This is a genomic window from Thiorhodococcus drewsii AZ1 (assembly GCF_000224065.1).
Taxonomy (GTDB): Bacteria; Pseudomonadota; Gammaproteobacteria; order Chromatiales; family Chromatiaceae; genus Imhoffiella; species Imhoffiella drewsii.
Window position 1 is genome coordinate 57,847 of record NZ_AFWT01000014.1, and the last position, 25,603, is coordinate 83,449.

Below are 25,603 nucleotides of genomic sequence, written 5' to 3' on the forward strand. Positions count from 1 at the left end.
GACGCACTGGAGGTCGCTGGAGCGGTTTCCCATGCCCGGCTCACTGGAGGTTCCGCCATTGAATATTCTCGCCACCGATCCCGACCGGGATGCGCGCCTTTTCTGGATCGACGAGGAGGCGCGCATCATCGACGCCAGCGAAGCGGCCTACCGGTCGCTCGGCTACAGCCGCGAGGCGCTGCTGGCGCTGAAGATCACGGACATCGACCCCGAGGTTTCCGCTCAACAGTGGCCGGATCATTGGCGCGAGCTGCGCCGGACCAGGACCCAGCGCTTCCGCACCAGCCACCGCCATCGCGACGGTTCGGTGTGGCCGGTCGAGATCCTCGGCCACTATTTCGAAATCGAGGGACGGGGCTACAACTGCGCGCTGGTCCATCCGCTCACGCCGCAGCGGGAGACCGAAAGCGCCCTGCGCGAGAGCGAGGAACGTCTCTCGCTGGCCTTGGCGGTCGCCGGGCAAGGACTCTACGACCTGGATATCCCGACCGGCAGGGCCATCGTCAACGACGCCTATGCCCGAATGCTAGGGTACGCCCCCGACGAACTGGATCTGACCCCCGATATCTGGGCAAACTGGCTCCACCCGGACGACTACCAACACATGCTGGCGTTGTACGACGACTGCGTCGAGGGCCGGCGCGACGACTACCAGACCGAGTTGCGTCTGCGTACCCGTGAGGGCGGCTGGATCTGGGTGCTGTCGGCGGGCAGGGTGGTGCGGAGGCTCGTGACCGGCCGCGCCGTGCGCATGATCGGCACCCTGCTCGACATCACCGCGCGCAAGGAGTCCGAGACCAAGCTAAAGCGCCACCTGGATATCGAGCAGGCGGCAACCGAGATCTCGGCCTTAATGATCAATCCGAAGGGTGAAGAACTCGACGGGCAACTCCACTGGATCCTTGAGCGCATCGGACGCTTGACCCAGGCCGAACGCAGCTATCTTCTGACAATCGCCCCCGATCCATCGGCACCGGCCGATGCACACGCATGGTGCGGCGCGAACGCTCCACCAGACAGCAAGACGATACGCACCTTCAAAACCGAAGACCTGCTGCGCGCCTTCGACGCAACGCCACAGGATCGCGTCGTGAGAATCCGCTACCGCGACCTGGCGGACGACTCGCCTTACAGGCCGTATCTACGACAAGGGAAGGTTCAGTCGGCCCTATGGGTTCCGATCGAGTTGAACGGCCGAATTCGCGGTCTCATCGGCCTGGACGCCATCGACCATGAGCGCGACTGGGGAGAGGAAGACACGCGACTCTTGCGTATGGTGGCCGAAATCCTTGCGCATACGCTGCAGCATCTCGATTCCGACCGCAGGCTAAAGGACAACGCCCGTTTTCTGGAAAATCTAGACCGAATCTCGCGCATCCTGACGGCGCCCGGCCCCGACGACGAGCTGATGCCCGACTTGCTTGAAACCATTCGGGATATCTTCCAGGCCGACCGCGCCTTCTTCATGTACCCCGGCGACACGGGGAACGCCAGCTTCCATATCCCAATCGAGGCAACCCGACCGGAGTGGCCCGGCGCCACCGCCACAGGGGGCGACACCAACGCCGAAGGGGTCACAGTCATAACCGACACATACTTTTACGAGATGGTGCGATGTTTGATGGACACGCCTGGACCTCACACGCTCCCGGCCACCGAAGAGATCAGAAACTCCCCAACGGTACGGCGCTACAACATCCGAAGTCAGCTGACGATCGCGCTGCACCCTCGGTCCGATCGGACCTGGATACTGGGCATTCATCAGTGCAGCCATGAACGCGACTGGAGCGAGACGGAACAACGTCTGTTCCAGGCCATCGCCGAGCGCGTCGGCGATGCGCTCTCCCAACATCTGCTGCTCAAACGGCTCCGCGAAAGCGAACACCGCTTTGCGACGGCCTTTCGCTCCAATCCCGCAGCCATGACCCTCTCGACCCTGGAGGGTAGGCTGATCGACGCCAACGCGCGCTGGCTGGAGCTCAGCGGATGGGCCGCAGAGGACCTCGTCGGCAGGACATCCAAGGACGTCGGGATCTGGGTCGACCCGAACTTCCGCGACCGCATGATCGCGGAGTTGCTCCAAAAGGGCTCCATCAAGGAAGCGCCAACGCTGATTCGCACCAGGAACGGCGAAATACGGCACGTGCTCTGGTCGACCGAGCTCATCGAGCTGGGCGCCCAACCCACACTGCTCTCTTTGATTCAGGATCTGACCCATCAGAAACGCGCCGAGCAGGCGCTGCGTCTGGCCGAACTCTCCATCATGCGTTCAGCGGACGCCATATTCTGGATCACGCCCGATGGACGCTTCATGAACGTCAACGACGAGGCCTGCGAATCGCTTGGGTACGCGCGCGAGGAGCTGCTCGGCAAGGCGGTCTGGGACATCAACCCCGAGTTCCCCGAAACACGATGGATCGACCACTGGAACAAGACACGCGAACAGAAGCGGCGCCGATTCGAGACGACCCATCGCCACCAGGACGGAACCATCTTCCCGGTCGAGGTAACCGCAAATCACATCGCCTTCAACGGCCAGGACTACGATTTCGCCTTCGTGCGCGATATCAGCGATCGCAAGCTGGCGGATGCGGAGTTGCGGCGCCACCGAGAGCATCTGGAGGAGCTGGTGAACGAGCGCACCAGCGCCCTGCAACAGGCGATGAATCAGCTGGTGCAATCCGAAAAGCTGGCGGCGCTCGGCAAGCTGGTCGCAGGCGTCGCCCACGAACTCAACACGCCACTCGGCAACGCCCGTATCGTGGCCAGCACCCTGGAAGCCCGATTGAGCGAGATCGGCGCAGCCATTGATGAGGGCACGCTGCGCCGCTCGCAATTGACCGCCTTCCTGGCGCACACCCGCGAGGCGGTCGATCTGCTCGAACGCAATACGTCACGGGCGGCGGAACTCATCGGACATTTCAAGCAGGTCGCCGTGGATCAGACCAGCATGCGCCGCCGCCGCTTCAATCTACATCAGACACTGAACGAAATGCTGGTCACGCTCCGTCCAGGCTTCAAGCACACCGCGCACCATATCGAAATCGAGGCCCCACCCGAGTTGGAGATGGACAGCTACCCCGGCCCACTGGAGCAAGTCATCACCAATCTGGTGAACAATGCGCTCAAGCACGGTTTTGCCGGATTGAAGTCTGGCCGCATCCGCATCCAGGCCCATGCGGAAGGCGCGGACGACATCGCCATTCTCTGCGCGGACGATGGAATCGGCATCGCCCCCGAACTCCTGGATCGCATCTTCGAGCCCTTCTTCACGACCCGCCTGGGGGAAGGTGGCAGCGGTTTGGGTCTATATATCACCTACAATCTGGTGACGGTCGCGCTGGGCGGGCGGATCGTCGTGGACAGCCAGCCAGGCCAAGGCACCACCTTCATCCTGACGCTGCCGCGCGTCGGCCCCGACGGCCAAGCGCCTTGATGGACCGGCCAACCGGTCCCCGAAGACCCTGTGGAAAGCGAGCCCTATAACCCAGAGAGAGGAAACCCGCGTCTTGGACATAGAGTCAAGCGCCATCTCGAAACCCGAGCACACCGTCTCACGGCATGACGATGAGGGTTGCCGAAGCCGCCATTCTCGTGAGATCTTCACTTTAACCTCAAGTATAAGATGCCCATCTCAGACGGTTTGCAGAAACGTCCACGACGCGAATACATTCGCATCGGCGAGAACCGAACAGCCTTTCTCAGACGTTTCCTTTGGCGATTGCCGGAAGAGCGCGTTCCAGCGAATCATCACATAGAGGCCAAAGCACTCCGATGAAAACAGGATCTCATCTATCGCTTGATGGTCTTTCAATCGATTGGTCAGCGCCCGTACCGGGCAGGCGCCATCGGACGACTGCGGACGAGGGTGCCTAATGACCCAGAGCCAACCTCCAGACACGGACGACGCACTCTTTCTCATCGAGGATCAGCCGGACGAGCACCACCAACCGAAGGATTCCTGGCGCATTCTCATCGTCGACGACGAACCGGACGTGCACGAGGCCACCGTCCTGGCCTTGCGCGATCTGACCATCGACGCACACTCGCTCGACTTCCTCCACGCCTATTCGGCGAGCCAGGCCTACGACCTACTGGCCGATAACCCAGACGTGGCGGCGATTCTGCTCGACGTGGTCATGGAGTCAGAAGACGCCGGACTCGCGCTCATACGGCGCATCCGGGAGGATCTCGACCGACGCGCGGTGCGCATCATCCTGCGCACCGGCCAGCCTGGTTACGCCCCAGAGATCGAGACCATCCGCGCCTACGACATCAACGACTACAAGACCAAGTCCGAGATGACCCGGGTTCGGCTGTTCACCACGCTGACCGTCGCCATCCGCTCCTACCGTCAACTCTGCCAGCTCGAAATGAGCCGGCGCGGTCTGGAGCTCATCATCTCGGCCAGCACCGGACTCGCCAAACGACGGGCGCTGCATCATTTCTCCGAAGGCGTGGTCACGCATCTGTGTGCGCTCCTGGACATCGCACCGGAGGGGTTGGTCTGCGTCGCCTCCGCGCCCACGGGAGAAAAATCGCCCTGGCTGATCGCCGCCGCAGGACGGTACCGACACCTGATCCAGTCTCCACTGCATGAACTGCCAGATGCCGAGATCAGAAACGCCCTGGAGCAGTGTCTGACAGCCAAGAGCCATCTGTTCGACCCCATGACCTGCCTCTATTTCGACGTACAAGGCACCCAAGGCGTCGCGGCCTATCTGGATGTCGCGTACCCGCTCGACAGGGTGAACCGCAACCTGCTGGAGATCTTCTGCGCCAACGTAACGGTCGGATTCGAGAACGTGCTGCTGCACGAACAGCTCCTAGATTCAGCCTATTACGATCCTTTCCTGCATCTGCCCAACCGCGCACGGCTTATCCATCTGATCGACGAACGCAAGGACGGCGAACAAGACGACACCCTGGCCCTAATCGATCTCGACGATTTCGCCGAGATCAACGCGGCGCTCGATCACCATTTCGGCGACCAGGTCCTGCGCGCGGTCGCCTACCGATTGGGAGAGACGTTCCAGCCACCGACCCTAATCGCCCGCGTGACCGCAGATGCCTTCTGCCTGCTCGGTCCCAGCGCGGCGATCGATCGCTATACCATTGAGCAGATCTTCGCGACCCCGTTCGATCTGCAGGACAGATCCATCCGCATTTCGGCAACCGCAAGCCTCATCCGCGTGGGCCCTGGACCCACCAGAGGCGCCGATCTGCTCAAGGATGCCAGCATCGCGCTGAAACAGGCCAAGCGACTGCACCGGGGGCGCGCCATCGCCTTCACCGAAGATCTCGGCCTGGCGGCGCGCGAGCGTATCCGCCTGCTCACCGATCTGCGCTCCGCCTTCCACGCCGAGCGGCTCCATCTGGCCTTCCAGCCCCTGGTGGACCTGGCGACCGGAAGCGTGGTCGGGGCGGAGGCGCTGTTGCGTTGGACGACCGAGGAGGGTGACGTCATCCCACCCGACCGGTTCATCCCGGTGGCCGAGCATTCGGGTCTCATGATCGCCCTCGGCGAATGGGTGCTACGCACCGCCTGCGACCAGCTGAAACGTATCATCGAGCTTGGCCACACAGGATTCCGCATGGCGGTCAACGTCTCCCAGGCCCAATTCCGCGAGCCGGATTTCATCTCCATCCTGGAACGCGTACTCCACGAACACGAGATCGACCCGAAACGCATCGAGCTGGAGCTGACCGAATCGATCGCGATCGGCCAGATCGCCTCTACCGCTGCAAAGATCGCCGAAATCCGGCGCATGGGCGTCTCGGTCGCGCTCGACGACTTCGGCACCGGCTATTCCTCGCTGAGCGTCCTCAAGCAGCTCGGCGTCGACCGGATCAAGATCGATCGCGCCTTCGTCCAAGAACTCGGCCACAGCAGCGACAACGGGATCGCAGATCTGGTGGTCGCGCTCGGACGTCAGATGGATCTTGGCACCATCGCCGAGGGCGTGGAGACCGAGGAACAACGGCGATACCTGATGGAGCGCGGCTGCAAGGACGGACAGGGGTACCTCTTCGGCCGACCGATGTCGTCCGACGCCTTCGAGGCATGGATGGCCGACCGCCTCTAAATCAGAGCCGCCTATCCCCGGTCTTTGTCCCGCGCGACACACCGATTCCCCAACAAGTGCCCCAAGCCCCGCTTGATTGATCGGTCGAAATCCCGATCAATGGCCTCTTGCGCTCCCCTCAACGGTCCCCAAATCAGCAGGCTAGCGCCTCGGAGCGGAAACATCGGCCGCCTCAAGAATGCAGCTCACATCGCGAACGTAGGCACAGGGATTTCATGCGCACGAAGGCCCATTTCAAACTTGGCATCATCGGATGGCAAATCCTCTGGCGGAGCCTCGCCATCTGGCTGTGCATGCTGGTCGCGATCAGTTTATTGATGGGTCTGCTCTACCGCAGCGAGGCCCGGCATCTGGTGGACGCGCTACATGAAAAACAGTGGAGCACCACCTTCGAGGCTGGCCTGGTCATCAATGCACGGCTGGACTGGGTGCTGCGCGACCTGCAGTATGTCTCACACCACCCCCCCTTCAGCCGCTTCCTCGCCGCTGGGGAGGCGTCCGACCAGCACGAGACGATCGAGGATTTCCGTAGTCTCATGTCGGCCCGTATCGGCATCTACGATCAGATGCGCTATCTGAACGAGCAGGGCCGGGAACGGATCCGCATCGACAACAAGAGCGGCACGACGCAAGTCGTCCCCGAATCCCAGCTCCAGGACAAAAGCGATCGCCCCTATTTCATCGGCGCGCGCAATCTGGGTGAGAACGGTCTCTATCTGTCGCGATTCGATCTCAACGTGGAGCATGGAGAGATCGAGATCCCCTACAAGCCCATGATCCGTTTCGTCTCGCGCGTAGTCGATGCCGCAGGCGCGGAGCGTGGCCTGATGATCATCAACTATCTCGGCCAGCCATTGATCGAACGACTGAACGCACTCGCGCGTGCGCGGGCCGTAAAACTCTGGCTGCTCGACCGGGAAGGCTATTGGTTGATGGCCTCCGACAAGCGCCCTGAATGGGGCTTCATGTTCGCCGATCGTTCCGACGCGCGCGTGCCGAACTGGAACCCGGTGCTGTGGCACGCGATACAGGATCAGATCGACAACCGCCCATCGAGGACCGACTCGGATATCGGACTACTGAGCGCCATCGAGTTCCGCCCCGCCCGCGACCTGAGCAACCATCACATGGAACTCTCCGACGCGCCCCGCAATCGCTGGTTGCTGGTGTCCTGGATGTCGCCGGACGAACTGACCGCCAAGCTCCGCCCTCATGTGCTGACCTACCTTCAGGGGTGGATCTGGCTCGTCGCGCTCAGCGCGCTGGCCAGCACCTGGATCGCCTATCTCGGAATCAAACGGCACCAGGCGAACGCGGAGCTCAAGAGCCGGAAAACCCAACTGACCGCGCTCATCGAAGGCGCTCCGGACGGCATTCTCATCAGCGATGTCGAGGGGCATATCCTTCAGGTCAATGCCCAGATGGAGCGGCTGTTCGGCTACGAACGCGCGGAGCTCATCGGTCAAACGGTCGAGATGCTGGTTCCGCAACCCCTGAGATCCAGGCACGCGGAATACCGAGCCGACTACATGCGAGAACGTACCGCGCGCGCCATGGCGCCGGGCATACGGCTCCAGGGCGTGCGCAAGGACGGCAGCACGCTTCCGCTGGCCATCAGTCTGAGCACGGTCGAAACGCCCCAGGGATCGCCCCTGGTGATCAGCGATATCCGCGACATCACCGAGATTCAGGCCACCGAGGATGCACTACGCGACGCGCTGGAACAGACCGCAACCACGAATCGGGAACTCGTCGCGTCAAACCACGAACTCGAGGCATTCTCCTACTCGGTCTCTCACGATCTGCGCGCACCGCTGCGTGCATTGGACGGATTCAGCGCGATCCTGCTGAAGACCCATACCGATCGGCTCGATGCAACCGGCCAGGACTATCTGGATCGGATTCGCGCGGCCGCTCAGCACATGGGAGAACTGATCGATGACATCCTGGCACTCTCGCGCATCACCCGCGTCGAACTCCAGCGCGAGCGGATCGATCTGAGCGCCATGGCACGCGAGATCCTCGACGAGCTGCACGCCGCCGAGTCCGAGCGCACGCTCGAGACCCGCATCGAACCTGGACTCGATGCCTACGCCGACGCACGACTGATCCATGTCGCGCTCCAGAACCTCCTTGCCAACGCCTGGAAATTCACGGGGAAGACGCAGACGGCTCGGATCGAATTCGGACGTCAGGAGACGGACGAGGGTCCGAACTTCTTCGTGCGCGACAATGGGGCCGGATTCGACATGGCCTATGCCGATAAGCTCTTCGGCGCCTTCCAGCGGCTCCACCACAGCAGCGATTTTCCCGGAACAGGCATCGGACTTGCGACCGTACAGCGCGTCATACGCAAGCATGGCGGACAGATCTGGGCAAAAGCCGCCGTCGGCCAGGGCGCCAGCTTTCACTTCACACTCGCGTCGCCATCATGACATCCAAACCATTGCGTCTATTACTGATCGAGGACTCCTCGGACGACGAGCTGCTGCTCCTGCACGCATTGCAAGAGGCCGGGTACGAGGTCAAGCACAAACGGGTCGAAACGGCAGAAGGCCTACACGAAGCGCTGCAGATGGGCATCTGGGATGTCGTGATCTCGGACTACAGGCTGCCAAGCTTCGACGGCCTGAGCGCACTGGAGATGGTTCGAAAACGCGACCGGGATACGCCCTTTCTCTTCGTCTCGGGAACCGTGATGGACGATGTGGGCGTCGCCGCCATGCGCGGGGGCGCCAACGATTACCTCATGAAGAGCAATCTGGCGCGACTGGGTCCGGCATTGGACCGCGAGCTCAAGGAGGCCGCCAACCGGCGCCAAACCCTGGTCACCAAGGTCCAGTATCGCGCCATCCTCGACAGTACGCTGGACGCCATATTGGTCGCCGAGGAGTCCGGCTACATCCAGATTTTCAACAAGGGCGCCGAAACGGCCTTTGGTTACTCCGCTGCCGAGATATTGGGACAGCATATCGGCATACTGCTACCGGGCGACGCATTCGAGCGTATCAAGTGCACCCCCGCCAAGCCGCTGATGGAGCCGGATAACGCACGCGTCTATGACAGCCACTATATCGTCCTCGACGGACGCCACCAAGACGGCCACGACGTTCCGATCGAAGCTAGTTGCGCCAAGGCCCTGAGCGAAGGCCACAGGATCTACACCATCGTGATCCGGGACATCTCCCAGCGTCTCGCGGCCGAGCGCGCATTAAGGGACAGCGAGGAGCGACTGCGTTTGCTGATGGACAACATCCGCGACTACGCCATCATCATGCTGGATACCAAGGGGCGCGTGACGACCTGGAACCAGGGCGCGGCCAATCTCACAGGCTATGAAGCCGAAGAAGCGGTCGGTCGCCCGCTTTCTCTCTTCTACCCGCCGGAAGACGTCTCAAGCGGCAAACCTCGGCAATTGCTCAAACAGGCGATCGACGAGGGCCGTAGCGCGGAGGAAGGCTGGCGAGTCCGCAAAGACGGCTCACGCTTCTACGCGGAGGTCATTCTGACCGCCGCGCGCGACGCCAGCCAAGAGTTGTTCGGCGTCACCAAGATCACCCGGGACATCACCGAACACCGAGCGATGGAGGAGCAGCTCCAGCGACACCGCGAGGAACTGGAGACACGCGTCGCCGAACGCACGCGCGAATTGGAACAGGCACGCCGCCAGGCCGAACGTCTGGCGCGCTCGAAAAGCGATTTCCTCACCAACATGAGCCATGAGATTCGCACCCCGATGAACGCGGTGCTGGGGCTGGGCTACATGCTGGAGCAACAGGATCTGCCCGAGGATGCGCTCGACCTGGCGCACAAAATCAACCAGTCCGGTAAGGCGCTGCTCGGCATCATCAACGATATCCTCGATTTCTCCAAGATCGAATCGGGCCGCATCGAGATCGAGCACGCGCCCTTCGCATTGAGCGGCGTGCTGGACAATCTCGCGACCATCATGACCGCCACGGCCGATCAGGAGCAGGACCTGGAACTGGTCATCACACCCGACTGCTTCGACCTGACCCTGATCGGAGATGCACTACGACTGGGTCAGGTGCTGATCAATCTCAGCAGCAACGCCATCAAGTTCACTCGCTCGGGCTTGGTCGAGGTGCACATCGAAACGCTCGAGCGCACCGACTCGCGCGTGCGGCTCAAATTTTCCGTCATCGACACCGGCATCGGCATCGACGAGGCCGCCCAGACACGGCTCTTCCAGCCGTTCTCCCAGGCCGACGCCTCCACCACCCGGCGTTTCGGTGGCTCGGGGCTAGGTCTCGCCATCTGCCGGCGGCTCGTGGATCTCATGGGCGGACACATAGGCGTGCACAGCGCCCTGGACGAGGGCAGCACCTTCTGGTTCGAGATCGCCTTCGACCTGGCCGAACAGCAGGCGCCCCAGGTGCCCCAAGGCGAGTCCCAAACACGCGTGCTGATCGCCGAAAACAATCCAGTCATCCGCAAGGCATTGGCGACCACGGTCGCCACGCTGGGCTGGTCGGCGCGCCAGGCCGCATCGGGCAACCAGGCGCTCGAGGTCGTCCTCGCGGATCCCGAACTCCAGGGGCAGAACGCAGTGGTGCTGCTCGACAGCCGCATGCCAGACCTCGATGGAATCGCCACGGCACAGGCCATCCGTACCGCCCTGCCACCGAACCGGCAGCCCCTGATATTCGTCCTCGGCGTTCCTCGTCGCGACAGCCTGCAGGACTCGCCGGAGACAGGAGCGGTAGATGCCGTACTCTCCAAGCCGGTCACACCGTCGCAGCTATACAATGCCGTCATACGCAAACGCAGCCATCGACTGGGCGAGCCGCCCCAAACGCAGCCGTCCGCCATCTCGCAACGCCTCGTGGGGCTGCGCCTGCTGGTGGTGGACGACAGCGACATCAACCGCAAGGTCGCGAGCAACATTTTCGACAACGAGGGTGCCGAAATCCATCTGGCCGGCGACGGACGCGAGGCGGTGGATTGGCTCATCGCCCATCCGGACGCCGTTGACCTCGTCCTGATGGACGTCCAGATGCCGGTCATGGACGGTCATGACGCCACCCGACTTATCCGTCGCACGCCCTCAATCGCCCAACTCCCCGTGGTCGCACTGACCGCCGGCGCGCTGCGTGAGCAGGAGACGGCCGCGCTTGAGGCCGGCATGGATGGATTCATCTCCAAGCCCTTCGACGTTTCCAAGGCGGTCGCCCTGATCCGACGCCTGGCTGAACGCAAGGAAGACAACAGCAAACCAATGCCCGAACAGCGAACCGAAGGGGTGTCCGCGAGCATCGATCCCGCCGCTCCGCCCTCAGTCGCCTCGCTACCCCATCTAGCGGTCGACAGAGGTCTGGACCTTTGGAAGGATCCAGAGGTCTATCGCAAATATCTACGCCAATTCGCGAATGAATTTGGCGATAGCGCAACACGTCTTCTGGATATGGAGTCGAGCGAGGCCCGCCGCTATCTACATAGACTCAAGGGTGCAGCAAACAATCTGGCTTTAGTACGGCTTGCCGCGCGAGCGCAGGTCTTGGAGCATGCATGGAACGACGCCATGGAACTGGATGAAGCGGCTGCGGAGATGGATGCCTTTCGGAACAGTCTCGTCTCGGCACTGGACGCGATCCAAGCCTACGCACCCAAGACCGAACGCCCCTCCGACCGTCGAAACGAGAGACTCGCGATTCCTCCCGAGGACGTGGATCCCTCCCTCGTGTCAGACCTACTGAAACAGGCGCTTGCGGCCTTCAACCGCTTCGACCCCATCGCGGTCGAGCCCCTGTTGGAAACCCTGGCCCAACAGCTGCCCGGCGAGTCGCTCGCGGAGGCATGGAAGGCCACCGAGGAATTCGATTCAAGCGCCGGTTCGGCCGCCATCCTCGCGCTGGCCGCCCGACTGGCGATTCCACTGGAGGAGCCATGACACGCAATGGACCCTTGCTGGTCGTCGATGACGAACCTCAGAACCTAGCGGCCATACGCCAGGTCCTCGGTAACGACTACCCCCTGATCTTCTGCCGCAACGGCGCTGAAGCGCTGGTCGCTGCAGTCAGGTGTCAACCTTCGCTGATCCTGCTCGACATCCAGATGCCTCACATGGACGGATTCGAGGTCTGCCGCACCCTCAAGGCCGATCCGATAACCGAGGCCATTCCGATCATCTTCGTCACCGGTCTCAACGATGTCGGCGACGAGGCAGCAGGGTTCGACGCGGGCGCGGTCGACTACATCATCAAACCGCTGTCACCGCCCATCGTGCGTGCGAGGATTCGCACCCATCTTTCACTGGTCCATGCCTCGCGCCTGGAGAACAGCTATGCCGACGCCCTCTCGATGCTTGGCGAGGCCGGTCACTACAACGACACGGACACGGGTGTGCACATCTGGCGTATGGCGGCCTATGCCAGCGAGATCGCGACCGCCTGCGGCTGGTCCCAGGCCGAGCGCGATGACCTCAAACGCGCCGCCCCGATGCACGACACGGGCAAGATCGGGATCCCGGGCGAGATCCTGCGCAAGCCGGGCAAGCTGGATCCACACGAGTGGGAGATCATGAAACAGCACTCCCGCATCGGCTACGAGATTCTCTGTAAGAGTCAGGCGCCCCTCTTCCAGTTGGCGGCCGAGGTCGCGTTACGCCATCATGAGAAATGGGATGGAAGCGGCTATCCAGACGGTCTGGCTGGCGACCAGATTCCCGAATCGGCCCGAATCGTGGCGATCGCCGACGTCTTCGACGCACTCACCATGCGCCGCCCCTACAAGGATGCCTGGCCAATCGAGCGAGCCGTGCAGACCATCCGCGAGGGTGCAGGCAGCCACTTCGAACCACGGTTGATGGAGTGCTTCATGGATATTCTGCCGCGCATCATGACGGCGAAGGAGGAATGGGACGCCCGCGAGGAATGAACCCGCCTCATCCCGCAATATCCGCACTGTTCCACGCGTGAAGACATCACGCGGCTCAACGAGGTCGTGTGCTCACCAAGGACAGGAGCGCCTCAGACAGCGAATCGCGCGCCTCGTACAGGGTATTGAGCCGGGCGATGGCCTGGTCTTCCCGCCCCTGCCATTTGAGATCCAGGATCTCGTTGGCGTACTCGTGTATCTGGCGGTGCTGGATTTCGACCCTCTCGAAGGACGGCCGGTCGCCGTAGCGGACGCGCCCCTCACCATAGAGCCAGCGACCGAAACGACAATGGCGTACATGCATGGGCGGCGGCAGCATGCGACCGTACAACACCACATCCTCGAGCTTGCGCAGCCAGGCGCGATGCTCAACCTGGGCGAAGATCACCGGCAAATCCTCGCGGGCCACCCGCGACTCTGTCGACCACACCACCGGGGGTCGCCAGGCGCTCACCCAGCGGAGTAGATCGGCCCCCGGCATGGGCACCGCGATCCCATAGCCCTGTGCCAACTCGCAGCCGAGCTGGAGCAGCAAACGACCGTGCTCGACCGTCTCCACGCCCTCGGCGATCGCATGGCGCTCGAACGCCTTGGCGAGACCCAGCACGCCTTCCAATATCGAAAGGTCGTCTGGATCGTCCAGCATGTCGCGCACGAAGGTCTGATCGATCTTGAGCGAGGCGGCGGGGAGACGCTTCAGATAGGTCAGCGAAGAGTAGCCGGTCCCGAAATCGTCGAGCGCAAACTGCACCCCGATCTCGCGACAGGCATTGATCACCTGGGCCACGAGTTCGATGTCCTGCAGCGCACTGCTCTCGACGATTTCCAGTTCAAGGAAGCTCGGGTGAACCCTCGGGTGCGCCGCCAACAGCGTGCGCAGGCAATCCATGAAATCCGGTCGCTGCAGTTGATAGGCGCCGAGGTTGACGCTGACCGAGATGTGGAGACCAACGGCATGCCACTCCTCAAGCTGAGTCAAGGCGGCCTCGATCACCCACTCACCGAGTTCGACGGCGACGGCATGACCTTCGATCGGGGGGAGAAAGGCGTTGGGCAGAAGCAGCCCGCGCTCGGGGTGCTGCCAACGGATCAACGCCTCGGCACCGAAGATCTCGCCGGTGTGCATATTGGCCTTGGGCTGGTAATAGAGCACGAACTCGCGCCGTTCCAAAGCGGTGCGAATTCGAGCCAGACACTGATGACGATCCATCAGGTTGAACGCCTGTTCGGGATCGAACAGCTGGTCGCTGTTTCTGCCGGCGAGCTTGGCCTGATACATGGCCTGGTCGCTCTGACGCAACAACTGGTCGGCATCGACCTCTCGCGCCTGAGGGTAATGGGTGACGCCGATGCTGACCGAGACCTGTAGCACCACATCGCCCAGCAGCACGGGATCGGAGGCGGCCATACGCAAACGCTCGAGCACGACCTCACCGATCGAATCGTCGAGATCCAAGAGCACGGCGACGAATTCGTCGCCGCCAAGACGGGCAATGGTGTCGCACGCGCGCAGGGCCGAGGGCATGCGTCGGGCGAGCGCGACCAGGAGCCGGTCCCCCGCCTCGTGGCCATAGGTATCGTTGATGGCCTTGAAGCCGTCCAGATCCAAATAGGCGACCGTAAGACGCGTGCCACGACACGCGACCTGCTCCATCGCTCGCTGCAACCGGTCGACGAGGAGAATGCGATTGGGCAACCCGGTGAGCGGATCGTAATGGGCGATGTAGTCGAGATGACGCCGCTGATCCTCCTGTCCGGAGAGATCGGAGACGAGCCCGAGGAAATGCTGGCGCGCGCCCTCTGGATCGCGCACGGCGGTCATGATCAGCGTCACCGGAAAGAGCCGGCCGTCCTTGCTTCGGCTCCAGGCCTCTCCCCGCCAATGGTCCTTCTCGGTGAGTTCTCGCCATATGGCCGCGAAGAGTTCGGTCCCATGAAGACCGGAGATGAGGGTCCTCGCATGGCGTCCGAGAATCTCCTCGCGCGCATGTCCCATAACCTGTGTAAAGGCGTCGTTGCAATCCACAACGACGCCTTCGCCGTCTGTGACGAGGACGCCCTCGCGGGCATATCCGAATAGGAGCTTCGCAAGCGTCGGACACTGCTCGAAGCAGCCCCCTACAGCCGCACGCACCCCATCATCGAACCGTTCACCGACCGCCCCTGTCGGTCGTCCATGCATCGCCGACGCGCTCGCCGGGCGATCATCCGGGAGCATTCCCCGATCGCGGTCATCCATTCGCTCACCACCGTGGATTCGAGCCGCAGGAGCAAGGCGGTCATTCGTAACGGTCGCATCCGGGGGAAAGGGATGCGGGCAGGAGGATCAAGGACAGGCATTTAGGGTCCAGGATCTCGAACACATCGATCACAGACAGATGATACGTCACAGTCAGATGAAAAATCACACATCAACCGTCGCCCAATCACACGCGATGTGGCCGAGGTTCAGTCCAATAGATCGGTCGACGCCCTGACGGCGCGCCACCTGGATTGAGAATACGCGTCCCGTGGCCAGGATGAAGCGAGAGCGGAATCCCGCGCCTTCCAATCCAGCCGAACCGGCGGCCAGATCATCCGATCTCAGTCTTGCCTGCGCGACCTCGGCCACCGGATGCCGACGACGGCTTCACCGGCAGGGGCTTGAGGTCGTTGACGAGCGACCAAGCGCTCAGCACGTCGCCCGCGACATCGCGAACCTTACGCCGCTCCTTGCGCGAGCGCTCCCGCATCGAGTCGAAGGCCTCCTGCCGCCCGATACGATGGCGCTCCATCAGAATACCGACCGCGACGTTGACGAGACTGCCCGTGTCGATCGCGTTGGTCAAACGCCGCTTTTGCTCGACCAAGTCCCGAATCTCTCGCGCGCGCTCCAGGGCAGCCTTGATGGTCGGAATGGCGCGGGCCACGTCAATGGGCTTGATCAGATAGCCCAAGGCTCCTCGGGTGATCGCCTGTTCGACCGAGTCATGATCGTCGTAGGCGGACAGGAAGATGACAGGAACCCCCATGTCCCGCAGGAACTCAGCCGTCTCGATACCGGACAGCCCCGGCATGCGCAGGTCGAGCACCGCCAGATCGGGCGGAGCGTTGCGCGCCTTCATCAACGCCTCCTGACCGGAGGCGGCCAATTGCACCACGAAGCCCGCATCCCTGAGCCCCTTGCCGAAGGTCGCCAGAACGACCTCGTCGTCGTCTACGAGCAGCAACGTCGATGTTTGCATATCACACTGTTCTCCGAACGTCCTGTTCATGATGACCGATGCCTCCGCACCAGCAATGGAGGTTCGATGATCGCGGTCGCCATGACCCGGCCAACATCGCCGGAAATGGACAGCAACGCACCCTGACGCGGAAGCATGTCCCGCAGCAGGCCGAGCCCGGTTCCAAGCCCTTGGCCGGTTTCAAAATCGAACCCTGGAGGAAGAACGCCCGAGTTGGCGATGGTGAGAACGAGCCGTCCCTGGTCGTCCCCGAGGTTTAGCTCGACGGGATCCTGGTCCGATCCCGAGACGCTGCATTTGACGGCATTCATGAGAAGTTCATTGATCACTAGGGCCAAGACCACAGCCTTGTCGCGCACAATGCAGAGTTCGCTGTCGATCTCGTTCCCCGCCACCATGCGAACCGGGACGGAGCTGAAGCCGCGGACGTTGGATACTATCGCGTCGAACATCTCGCGAAAACAGACGTCCGCAGCCACCTCCCGGCTTTGCAAGCCGTAGACGGTTGCAATGGATTGCACCTGGGCGATCGCCTCGCCGATGATCCCTGCACACTCCTCACGCCCACCCCCGCCCAGCGAAAGCAACCCCATCAACCCCTGGAGATGGTTCTTGATGCGATGGTGCACCTCGCGCACCAGAACGTCGCGCTGACGCTCCAGATGTGCCAAACGATCCCGTTCGGCACGCTGACGGTCGGTAATGTCGTGGATGACATGAATGCGACCGCAAAGCACGCCCTCATGATCGAAAAGCGGGGATGTGGTGACGCGCAGTAGACGTCCCTGCCCGTTCTCCTCGATCTCGGCCACGCAGGTGCGACCGCCTTGATGCGAAGAGACGCGCTCGACGTCGCAACAATCGGCTCCGTCGGGAAAGGCGCGATGCAGCTTGGCGAGCAATCCCTCGATGGAGGCGTCGAGACGCTCGGCACAGGCACGATTGACCTTGAGCAGACGCCCCTGGAGATCCTGAATCAGGATCGGATCGGGAACCGTGTCGAAGGTCTTGGACCACTCCTCGTTGGCGCGTCGCAACTCCTCCTCAACCCGACGCTGTTCGCTGAGATCGATGGCGGTCCCGAAAACCTTGAGCGGCACGCCCTGAGGATCGCGTATCAGGGTGCCACGAAAGCAGAGACTGCGCATACCGCCATCTCGGGCATGCACCCGCAACAGACGATCGAATTCAGTCAGCTCTCCACGTTCCAGCTGTCGGCGAATGTCGGCGGTGATCGCTTGATCCTGGGGATGGATGCAATCGAGCCAGTAGTCCATTTCGGTGCCGTCATCACCGCAATCCCGCTGCATGATGCGTTGCAGAACAGGATCGGCGAAGACCGTCCCGGTCCGCAGATTCCACTCCCAGACACCGACCTTGCCAGCCTCGGTGGCCAGAGCATAGCGACGCTCGCGTTCGACCAAGCGGCGACCGATCTCGGCCTTCTCGATCGCAGCCCCCATGACCCCGGCCGCCGACTGAAGCGCCGAGACCTCGGCCAAAGACCAGCACCGTTCCTCGCGACAGTCGTCGAACCCGAGGAAACCGGAGAAGGCTCCATCGACGAAAAGCGGGACCATAAGGATCGATTTGATGCCTCGGGACGCCAGAAAACGTCCCTCTGCCTCCGAATAACCAGTCTGCCCCCAGGTCACGGTCTCGCCCCGGCACAGGGCCTCGTAACTGGTCCCGAGACCCTCGGCGTACCAGTCGAATTCAAGCGTTCGATGCCGCACGAGATCAGCACTCAGATCCTCGGAACACCAGTCGAAGCTCTGGGTGCACAGCGGCCGGCCATCCGGCGTCAGCGAATGCTCGAACAGATAGGCGCGACTGACCCCGGCGGCCATTCCGAGCTGCTCAAGTGCATCCCCCATGATCTGGGTCCAGCGATCGGTCGTCAGACACAATCGCGAAAGACTGGCAACCGCGCTCAGAATGCGCCCCCTACGCTCCAGCTCCGCCTCGACCAGCCTGTGATGGGTGATGTCACGAACCAGGGAATAGACGCCGAGCACCCTGCCGTTTTCGTCGCGATGCGGAACATAGACACCCTCGAAATACAGCCGCCCGCGTGTCTCGTGCTCGAAAGAATACCGACAGCTAACCTCGCTGCCCGCCAGCGCGCGCTCCAGATAGCCGCGAATCTGAGCGTAGATATCCGGACCGACCGCTTCGACCACCTGCCGCCCGATGAAGTAATCGCGCCCCTTCCCCAAGAGGCGCGTATGGCCCGCGTTGACGAAAACGTATCGCTGCTGGTCGTCGATATAGGCGATGAGGGCGGGCAAGGCGTCGGTAATGAGTCTGAGCTGGCGTGCGTTGCGCTCCAACGCCTCTTCCGCCCGTCTACGATCGGTGTTATCGCGGATATGGATGATACAGCCCTCGACACGGCCATCCTCCCCCATGGACGGCGTCAGTCTGATTTGCATGAACCGGAACCCAAGGTTCGGTTTCTCCACCCACTCGTCGATCTGCACGCGCTCTCCAGCCAGACAGCGATCAAACCTCGGCTTGACATCGTTCTCGAAGTGATCGCGCCCGAGCAGTTCGGCGGCCGAATGGCCGATGACTGACTCATACTTCTTGCGATATAGCCTCAGAAGGGCATCGTTCACCCATTCGTAGACATAGTTGCGATCGACCAGGGCGATGAGGTCGTCGGTGAAGGACATGAGCTTGCGGTATCTGGCCTCGGACGCTGCGAGCAAGCGCTCCAGATCGCGACAACGCGCCCGCTCCCACCGCAGTTGCGCGTCCAGCTCGACGAGCATCTCCTCGCCGAGATTCAACCCCGATGAATTCTGATTGTCCGACCTCCCTGTCCCTTTCGTGTGACTCATTGGATCAAGTCCTCATGATCGACTCGATGGAGGGAAGAGACCCTCGCACGGACTCCGGGAGCGAAAACGCCACCGACGGCACCGGATACGCCGATTCCGATCAGTCAGGGTATTCGTCGGCCCGACGTGCGTCTCCGCGCACCTTATCGGCCGGATATCTGCGTTCGTTGATGAGGATCTTCTCCTCGGCGGCGGCGATGAGATCGACATCGAGCCGCTCGGAGAGACGAATCAGATAGAGCAGGATGTCGGCCAGCTCATGCGAGACCTGGCGCTTTTTATCTCCGTCCAGCGCCGCGCTCTGGGCCTCGGTAAGCCACTGGAAATGTTCCAGGAGTTCGCCCGCCTCGCCGGCCAGGGCCATGGCGAGGTTCTTGGGCGAATGGAACTGCTCCCAATCGCGCTCGCGGGCAAAGCACAGCAGGCGGGCATTGAGCCGATCCAGGCTATCGGGGCGATCCTGACCGTCAGCCATGCGCCAAACGCTCGCGCGCACGACCGATGGCGGCCCGAACCTGAACGGGGGCCGTGCCTCCGATGTGGTCGCGCGCGGCGACCGAGCCCTCCAGGGTCAACACCTCGAACACGTCCTCGCCGATCTCAGGGGAGAACTGTTGGAGTTCGGCCAGGGTCAGCTCGGCAAGATCGCGCCCCTCGCGCACGCCGAGCGCCACCGCCTTGCCGACGATCTCGTGCGCATCGCGGAACGGAATGCCCTTGCGGACCAGATAGTCCGCGAGATCGGTCGCGGTACTGAAGCCCTGTTTAGCGGCAGCGCGCATACGCTCGCGGTTGCAGCTAACCTTAGCCATCATGTCCGCATACACCTTGAGCGAACCCTTGAGGTTGTCGACGCTGTCGAACAGCGGCTCCTTGTCCTCCTGGTTGTCCTTGTTGTAGGCCAGCGGCTGGGCCTTCATCAGGGTCAGCAAGCCCATGAGATGACCGAAGATTCGACCGCTCTTGCCGCGCACCAGTTCGGGCACGTCCGGGTTCTTCTTCTGCGGCATGATCGAGGATCCGGTGCAGAAACTATCGGACAGATCCACAAATCCGAACTGAGCCGACGACCACAGAATGAGTTCTTCAGAGAAACGTGACAGATGCATCATCAGGATGGCTGCATCGGCGGTAAATTCGATGGCGAAATCTCGGTCAGAGACCGCGTCGAGCGAGTTCTCGGCCGGACGGTCGAAACCCAGCAGTTGGGCCGTGTAATGACGGTCGATCGGATAGGTGGTGCCGGCCAGCGCGGCGGCGCCGAGCGGCATGACGTTGAGCCGGCGACGGCAGTCGGCCAGACGTTCGCTATCGCGATCCAGCATCTCGAACCACGCCAGCATGTGGTGACCGAAGGTGATGGGCTGCGCGACCTGCAAATGGGTAAACCCCGGCAGGATCGTGTCCGCCTCGCGTTCGGCCAGATCCAGCAACGCCAGCTGGAGACGCTGGATTTCGGCGCGAATGGTCTCGATTTCATCGCGCAGCCAGAGACGCACGTCGGTCGCGACCTGATCGTTGCGTGAACGTCCGGTATGAAGTTTCTTACCGATGCTGCCGATATCCTGGGTAAGGGCGGATTCCACGTTCATGTGGACGTCCTCGAGCGGGATCGACCAGACGAACGTCCCGGCGTCGATGCGCGCGCGCACCGCCTCCAGACCGGCAACGATGGCATCTCGCTCCGGCTCGGTCAGGATGCCCTGACGGGCAAGCATGGTGGCATGGGCGATGGAACCCTGGATGTCGTAACGGTAGAGCCGCCGATCGAAGTCGACGGAGGCGGTGAAGGCCTCGACGAAGGCATCGGTGGGTTCGTTGAAGCGGCCTGCCCAAGGCTTCGAGGATGGATTGGAGTCTTGCATCTGTCGTTCCAGCAAAAGGCAAAGCGCTGATTCTACACGCTCGATTTCACTGAAGAACGCCATCCGCCGAAACCAAACGTAACGTGTAAGACCCTAGGCGATAACAGGACCGCGCCAAGGCCATTCGCGCAAGCAGTCGGCATAGATCAGATATTTGTTCAATAAGGAAAAATTAGCGCGTGTCGGCTCGAACATGAAAACCCGACGCCATGGAAGAGGAGGATCCGCATGAAGATTCTTGTGGTTGACGACGACTCTCCAACCCGCGAACGCATCAGACAGTTGCTCGCGAAAACCGATGGTCGACACGAGTTTGCCGGCGAGGCATCGGACGGCTGGGAGGCGATCGCCCGATGCCGAGCCCAACCCGTCGATCTGGTCTTTCTGGACACGCAGATGCCGGGACTGAACGGCTTCGAGGCCGCGCATCATCTCGCCAAGCTGGACAAGCCACCAACCGTCGTTCTCATGACCTCAGAACAACCACTCCCGCTTCAGACCAGCGGACAGGAGATCGCTGCTTGTCTCTTCAAGCCCGTGCGGCCCGAGCGGCTGGAGGAAATCTTGCTGGTCGCCAGCCAATGCGGTTCCGAGCATCCCACTCAAGGGTCGTCAAGCAACCGTAACCCAAACTACCCGACGCGACGCGGGCGAATCACAGCCCAATACCGAGGCCGGATGCGCTCGGTGGATCTAAGCGACATCATCTATCTGCACGCCGACCAGAAATATGTCACGGTCCGACATCTCGGCGGCGAACTCCTGGTGGACGAATCGCTGCGTTCGCTGGAACAGGAATTTCCGGATCTCTTCGTGCGCATCCACCGCAACGCACTGGTGGCGCGCAGTCGCTTCCATGGATTGGAAAAGGACTCGGACGGAACCACCTCGGTCCGTCTTCGCGACTGTCCGGATCGCCTGTCCGTCAGCCGCCGTCACCTTGCCGAGGTCCGTCGCTGGCTGAATCAGCGCGATCGCCAGGCCGGCTAGAAAGCCACCAGAAAAGCACGGCGAGCGATCCGATCCAGACGGCGGCCAGCCAACCGATGGTTCCGTCGTAGTCGCCGACCAGGAAGCCAAAATCGGACGACGGGTTTCCGTCGGAGATACGCCGTGTCATCTGAATCGCAAAGACCCAGCCGGCATGCATCCCGATGCACCAGCCGATGTGTCCGCTGCGTTCGCGTACCAGCGAGAGAAAGACACCGACCGCAAAGAGCGCGATCAGCGAATCCAAGTTCTTCCATTGGAAGAGGTCGATGAAGGCATGGACGAACATCCAAAGGGCGCCGGACCAATCAAAGACCATCCCATCGGGCAAGGCTCCCGGTTTCATGAAGTGCAGCGCCGCGTAAAGCGCCGAGGACCAGAGCACCGCCGAGCGCACCCCGCTGCGACCACGAATCGCCGTGTAGAGCGCTCCACGAAAGAAGGTCTCTTCGAGCACGCCGATCAATAGCCCACCAATCAGCGCCTGAATCCCCTTTTCGACCAGATCCGGCCAGATGACGACCCCCGGATCCAGAACACGGACATCCAGGATCATCAAGACCGCCACCAGGGCGCCGAGGATTGCCAATCCCACCAGCCAACCGAGACCGATGCGACGCAGCATGAATGCGCCTGTCGGCCGATAGCCGAGCACCGCGCGGTCATTGAGCCGAAGAAACGCCAGCAAGGGCCAGAGCCCGGCCAGAATGAACAGCTGCGCCAAGCGCCCCATGACGCGATGCGCATCGATCGTGATCCAGCCCGTCATCATCAGGGGATAGGTCAACAACGCCGCCAGCAGAAAACAGGCGAACAAATAGGCGAAAAAGAGGGCCGTCATGCGCATGGTGTCATCTGCCTGCGGTCGTCCAATGGGGCTCAAGCCCGGTTTGCAGCGGTGATCGCGCGGCCAAGCCGAGAGGATGAGGGGCTCATCAGCCACACGGATCCGAGGACGCAGAGCGATCGAATGGAGTGAATAGAGATGGAGCAGGACCAGAGCCCTGCGACTGGATTCTACCATGCGGGTTGCTCGGCACCCGAGCACGAAGACCACCAAGCGGAAACATCAACGGGGATGGCGCGCCTTAGAAAGGCGCGCGATAAAGAATCGTTTTTATGTCTTTCAATTCAAATTCTTGCAACACAAGAATCAAAATTGAACCGCGTTTTTTCGGATCACCGGAACAATCCAATAACGCCCACCCAAGCCGCATTGCAAGACCGGTACAAGACCTTCCCCAAGACCATTCGGAACGCCACCGAGCGGCGCCTCGACCTCCCAAATGCCTCACCACGGCATCGAGCACGAACCGACGGAACTCGGCGCCAAACTTGATCGAAATCTTGCCGATCAGAGACTTCGCGGTTAACCTCGCCGCGTTAAATGCTGTCTGGGGCGGTTGGATTCTCTGAATCCCTAGGTAGAAGCCTGCGTGGTCCCTGCACCGAGCGAGGCATCCGCTGGACTGATCGCCAGCGCCATCGGTGCATTCATGGCGAAGCTGTCCCGACGAACGGCGACGAATTCGAACCACGCAATCTGATGGAGCCTTGTTCTAATGAGTGAGAGCACGTTAATGATCGAGAGCCTGCGCCTGATGGGCATCGGCATGGGCATCGTCTTCGGCTTCTTGCTGCTTTTGGTCGGCATCCTCAGGCTGGTCTCCTTGATCGCACAGCGCATCGCTCCAGCCGAGCCGCAACCCACCCTGAGCCCGAATCCACTCCCGAACGCCTCGACGCCCGAATCGGATGACCTGATCGCGGTCATCAGTGCGGCCGTCGCGCGCTACCGTCGGGGCCGCTGAGGTCGACTGGCCCGCGCCAAGTCCCGAACCCTCACCGACAGTGCCCACCCATGCCTAGCGGCAGGGGTCGGCGCGAACACGCAGAAACATGCCATGAATCAGAATATCCCACTCGGTATTACCGAAGTCGTCCTGCGCGACGCCCACCAGTCCCTGCTGGCGACCCGCATGCGCATCGAGGACATGCTCCCGATCGCGGAGAAGCTGGATCAAGTCGGTTACTGGTCGATGGAATCCTGGGGCGGAGCCACCTTCGACGCCTGCATCCGCTATCTCGGCGAGGATCCATGGGACCGCCTGCGCCAGCTCAAAGCCGCCATGCCACGCACGCCGCAGCAGATGCTGCTGCGCGGTCAGAATCTGCTGGGCTACCGCCATTACGCCGACGATCTGGTCGAGAAATTCGTCGAGCGTGCGGCGCTCAACGGCATCGGCGTCTTCCGCATCTTCGACGCCATGAACGACCTGCGTAACCTGGAGCAGGCCGTCCACGCCGCGCTGAACACCGATGCCCACGCTCAGGGCACCATGTCCTACACGGTCAGCCCGGTCCACGATATCGACTACTGGGTCGATATGGGCCGACGGCTCGAAGACATGGGGTGTCACTCCATCTGCATCAAGGACATGGCCGGCCTGCTGCGCCCCTATGTCGCCGAACAGCTGGTGACCCGACTCAAAGAGACCTGCTCGATCCCGATCGCCATGCAATGCCATGCCACGACCGGCATGAGCACGGCCACTGCGATCAAGGCCGCCGAGGCCGGAATCGACATGATCGACACCGCCATCTCCTCGATGAGCATGACCTACGGTCATTCCCCGACCGAATCCGTGGTCGCGATCCTCCAGGGCACGGATCGCGACACCGGGCTCAACCTCAACCTGCTGGAAGAGATCGCGGCCTATTTCCGCGAGGTCCGCAAGAAATACGCCCGCTTCGAGGGCTCGCTCAAAGGCGTAGACTCGCGCATCCTGGTCGCCCAGGTCCCAGGCGGCATGCTCACCAACATGGAAAACCAGCTGCGCGAGCAGGGCGCCGAGAATCGACTCGACGAGGTGCTGGCCGAAATCCCCAAGGTGCGGGAGGAACTGGGCTATCTGCCCCTGGTCACCCCGACCTCCCAGATCGTGGGCAGCCAGGCGGTACTGAACGTGCTCACCGGCGAGCGCTACAAGAGCATCACCAACGAAACCGCCGGCGTCCTCAAAGGCGCCTACGGAGCGACCCCTGCTCCGGTCGACCCGGAATTGCAGGCGCGCGTGCTGCAGAACGGCGAGGAGCCGATCAGCTGCCGTCCGGCCGACGATCTGCCGCCCGAACTCGACCGACTCACCCAGGAACTTGAAGGTATCGCCCGCGAGCGCACGCTCAATCTGGTCGATCAGGTCGTGGACGACGTGCTCATCTACGCCATGTTCCCCCAGGTCGGGCTCAAATTCCTCGAAAACCGCAACAATCCGGACGCCTTCGAGCCGCGTCCCTGGGAAATCCAGGAGGCTGCTCCGGCACCCGCCGCAACGCCAGCCGCACCGACCGACGGTCCCGAACAGTATCGAATCGAGGTCAACGGCCGCGCCTACGACGTGCGCGTCTCGCCCCAGGGCAGCGTTGATTCGGTCGCCCTGAGCGCTGCACCGACGACCGCTCCAGCCGCCGCATCGGCGGGGACACAGGTCGTCGAGACGCCACTCGCCGGCAACATCGTCCGACTCTGCGTCACACCGGGCCAGACGGTCGCGGCCGGCGACGTCGTGATCATCCTTGAGGCCATGAAGATGGAAACCGAGGTCCGGACACCCTGGGCAGGCCAAGTCGCCGAGATCCGGGTCAAGGAGGGTGAAACCGTCGCCCTTGGCGCACCGCTGCTGGTACTGGGCTGA

14 protein-coding genes are annotated in these 25,603 nt (G+C 62.1%); 8 read left to right on the forward strand and 6 right to left on the reverse strand.

Annotation, left to right across the window (positions count from 1 at the left end):
• Positions 1 to 31 precede the first annotated feature (31 nt).
• The 5 genes from THIDRDRAFT_RS23780 (at position 32) to THIDRDRAFT_RS11190 (ending at position 12,983) form a co-directional block, all read left to right on the forward strand.
• On the forward strand, positions 32 to 3,436 hold the full coding sequence (locus THIDRDRAFT_RS23780) for a PAS domain S-box protein (RefSeq protein ID WP_007040950.1): 3,405 nt from the start codon (positions 32 to 34) through the stop codon (positions 3,434 to 3,436).
• A 439-nt stretch (positions 3,437 to 3,875) separates the two neighbouring features.
• Positions 3,876 to 6,086 carry an EAL domain-containing response regulator gene (locus tag THIDRDRAFT_RS11175; protein ID WP_007040951.1) on the forward strand — a complete coding sequence of 737 codons (2,211 nt, stop codon included), beginning with the start codon at positions 3,876 to 3,878 and terminating at the stop codon, positions 6,084 to 6,086.
• A 215-nt stretch (positions 6,087 to 6,301) separates the two neighbouring features.
• Entirely contained in the window at positions 6,302 to 8,521 is a 2,220-nt protein-coding gene (locus THIDRDRAFT_RS26500) for a sensor histidine kinase (protein WP_007040952.1), read from the forward strand.
• Positions 8,518 to 11,997: a response regulator gene (locus tag THIDRDRAFT_RS11185; RefSeq protein WP_007040953.1), complete on the forward strand. Its 3,480-nt coding sequence runs from the start codon at positions 8,518 to 8,520 to the stop codon at positions 11,995 to 11,997. Before THIDRDRAFT_RS26500 ends, THIDRDRAFT_RS11185 begins: the two co-directional genes overlap by 4 nt.
• Positions 11,994 to 12,983, forward strand: coding sequence for an HD domain-containing phosphohydrolase (locus tag THIDRDRAFT_RS11190; protein ID WP_007040954.1), 990 nt, complete (start codon positions 11,994 to 11,996; stop codon positions 12,981 to 12,983). The genes THIDRDRAFT_RS11185 and THIDRDRAFT_RS11190 overlap by 4 nt, the downstream gene beginning before the upstream one ends.
• 55 nt (positions 12,984 to 13,038) lie before the next feature.
• Here the strand turns inward: THIDRDRAFT_RS11190 and THIDRDRAFT_RS11195 are convergent, their stop codons facing one another.
• From THIDRDRAFT_RS11195 to argH, 5 genes are all read right to left on the reverse strand, one after another.
• A complete protein-coding gene (locus THIDRDRAFT_RS11195; RefSeq protein WP_007040955.1) occupies positions 13,039 to 15,165 on the reverse strand; it encodes an EAL domain-containing protein in 2,127 nt (708 codons plus the stop codon).
• A 391-nt stretch (positions 15,166 to 15,556) separates the two neighbouring features.
• Positions 15,557 to 16,207, reverse strand: coding sequence for an ANTAR domain-containing response regulator (locus tag THIDRDRAFT_RS11200; protein WP_139058703.1), 651 nt, complete (start codon positions 16,205 to 16,207; stop codon positions 15,557 to 15,559).
• A gap of 26 nt (positions 16,208 to 16,233) precedes the next feature.
• Positions 16,234 to 19,053, reverse strand: coding sequence for a PAS domain-containing protein (locus tag THIDRDRAFT_RS23790; protein WP_007040957.1), 2,820 nt, complete (start codon positions 19,051 to 19,053; stop codon positions 16,234 to 16,236).
• A gap of 100 nt (positions 19,054 to 19,153) precedes the next feature.
• Entirely contained in the window at positions 19,154 to 19,528 is a 375-nt protein-coding gene (locus THIDRDRAFT_RS11210; RefSeq protein ID WP_007040958.1) for a nucleotide pyrophosphohydrolase, read from the reverse strand.
• Positions 19,521 to 20,918, reverse strand: coding sequence for an argininosuccinate lyase (argH, locus tag THIDRDRAFT_RS11215; protein WP_007040959.1), 1,398 nt, complete (start codon positions 20,916 to 20,918; stop codon positions 19,521 to 19,523). The genes THIDRDRAFT_RS11210 and argH overlap by 8 nt, the downstream gene beginning before the upstream one ends.
• Before the next feature lie 228 nt (positions 20,919 to 21,146).
• Here argH and THIDRDRAFT_RS11220 point away from each other — a divergent pair, with 228 nt between their 5' ends.
• Positions 21,147 to 21,908, forward strand: coding sequence for a LytR/AlgR family response regulator transcription factor (locus THIDRDRAFT_RS11220; protein WP_007040960.1), 762 nt, complete (start codon positions 21,147 to 21,149; stop codon positions 21,906 to 21,908).
• On the opposite strand, the gene THIDRDRAFT_RS11225 is transcribed toward THIDRDRAFT_RS11220, so the two are convergent.
• Positions 21,844 to 22,932, reverse strand: coding sequence for a CPBP family intramembrane glutamic endopeptidase (locus THIDRDRAFT_RS11225; protein WP_245535829.1), 1,089 nt, complete (start codon positions 22,930 to 22,932; stop codon positions 21,844 to 21,846). The genes THIDRDRAFT_RS11220 and THIDRDRAFT_RS11225 overlap by 65 nt on opposite strands.
• 538 nt (positions 22,933 to 23,470) lie before the next feature.
• Between THIDRDRAFT_RS11225 and THIDRDRAFT_RS11230 the strand changes: the two genes are divergently transcribed.
• Complete coding sequence (locus THIDRDRAFT_RS11230; protein ID WP_007040962.1) at positions 23,471 to 23,719, forward strand: OadG family protein; 249 nt, start codon at positions 23,471 to 23,473, stop codon at positions 23,717 to 23,719.
• Positions 23,720 to 23,812: 93 nt separating this feature from the next.
• On the forward strand, positions 23,813 to 25,603 hold the full coding sequence (gene oadA / locus THIDRDRAFT_RS11235; RefSeq protein ID WP_007040963.1) for a sodium-extruding oxaloacetate decarboxylase subunit alpha: 1,791 nt from the start codon (positions 23,813 to 23,815) through the stop codon (positions 25,601 to 25,603).

Excerpts from the sequence above, each read along its gene's own strand:
- THIDRDRAFT_RS23780 (WP_007040950.1), top strand. The coding sequence starts at position 32 with ATGCCCGGCTCACTGGAGGTTCCGCCATTGAATATTCTCGCCACCGAT.
- THIDRDRAFT_RS11175 (WP_007040951.1), top strand. The coding sequence starts at position 3,876 with ATGACCCAGAGCCAACCTCCAGACACGGACGACGCACTCTTTCTCATC.
- THIDRDRAFT_RS11230 (WP_007040962.1), top strand. The coding sequence starts at position 23,471 with ATGAGTGAGAGCACGTTAATGATCGAGAGCCTGCGCCTGATGGGCATC.
- THIDRDRAFT_RS11195 (WP_007040955.1), bottom strand. The coding sequence starts at position 15,165 with ATGCATGGACGACCGACAGGGGCGGTCGGTGAACGGTTCGATGATGGG.
- THIDRDRAFT_RS11220 (WP_007040960.1), top strand. The coding sequence starts at position 21,147 with ATGAAGATTCTTGTGGTTGACGACGACTCTCCAACCCGCGAACGCATC.
- THIDRDRAFT_RS11210 (WP_007040958.1), bottom strand. The coding sequence starts at position 19,528 with ATGGCTGACGGTCAGGATCGCCCCGATAGCCTGGATCGGCTCAATGCC.
- THIDRDRAFT_RS26500 (WP_007040952.1), top strand. The coding sequence starts at position 6,302 with ATGCGCACGAAGGCCCATTTCAAACTTGGCATCATCGGATGGCAAATC.
- THIDRDRAFT_RS11190 (WP_007040954.1), top strand. The coding sequence starts at position 11,994 with ATGACACGCAATGGACCCTTGCTGGTCGTCGATGACGAACCTCAGAAC.
- THIDRDRAFT_RS23790 (WP_007040957.1), bottom strand. The coding sequence starts at position 19,053 with ATGAGTCACACGAAAGGGACAGGGAGGTCGGACAATCAGAATTCATCG.
- THIDRDRAFT_RS11225 (WP_245535829.1), bottom strand. The coding sequence starts at position 22,932 with ATGGTAGAATCCAGTCGCAGGGCTCTGGTCCTGCTCCATCTCTATTCA.
- THIDRDRAFT_RS11200 (WP_139058703.1), bottom strand. The coding sequence starts at position 16,207 with ATGCAAACATCGACGTTGCTGCTCGTAGACGACGACGAGGTCGTTCTG.
- oadA (WP_007040963.1), top strand. The coding sequence starts at position 23,813 with ATGAATCAGAATATCCCACTCGGTATTACCGAAGTCGTCCTGCGCGAC.
- argH (WP_007040959.1), bottom strand. The coding sequence starts at position 20,918 with ATGCAAGACTCCAATCCATCCTCGAAGCCTTGGGCAGGCCGCTTCAAC.
- THIDRDRAFT_RS11185 (WP_007040953.1), top strand. The coding sequence starts at position 8,518 with ATGACATCCAAACCATTGCGTCTATTACTGATCGAGGACTCCTCGGAC.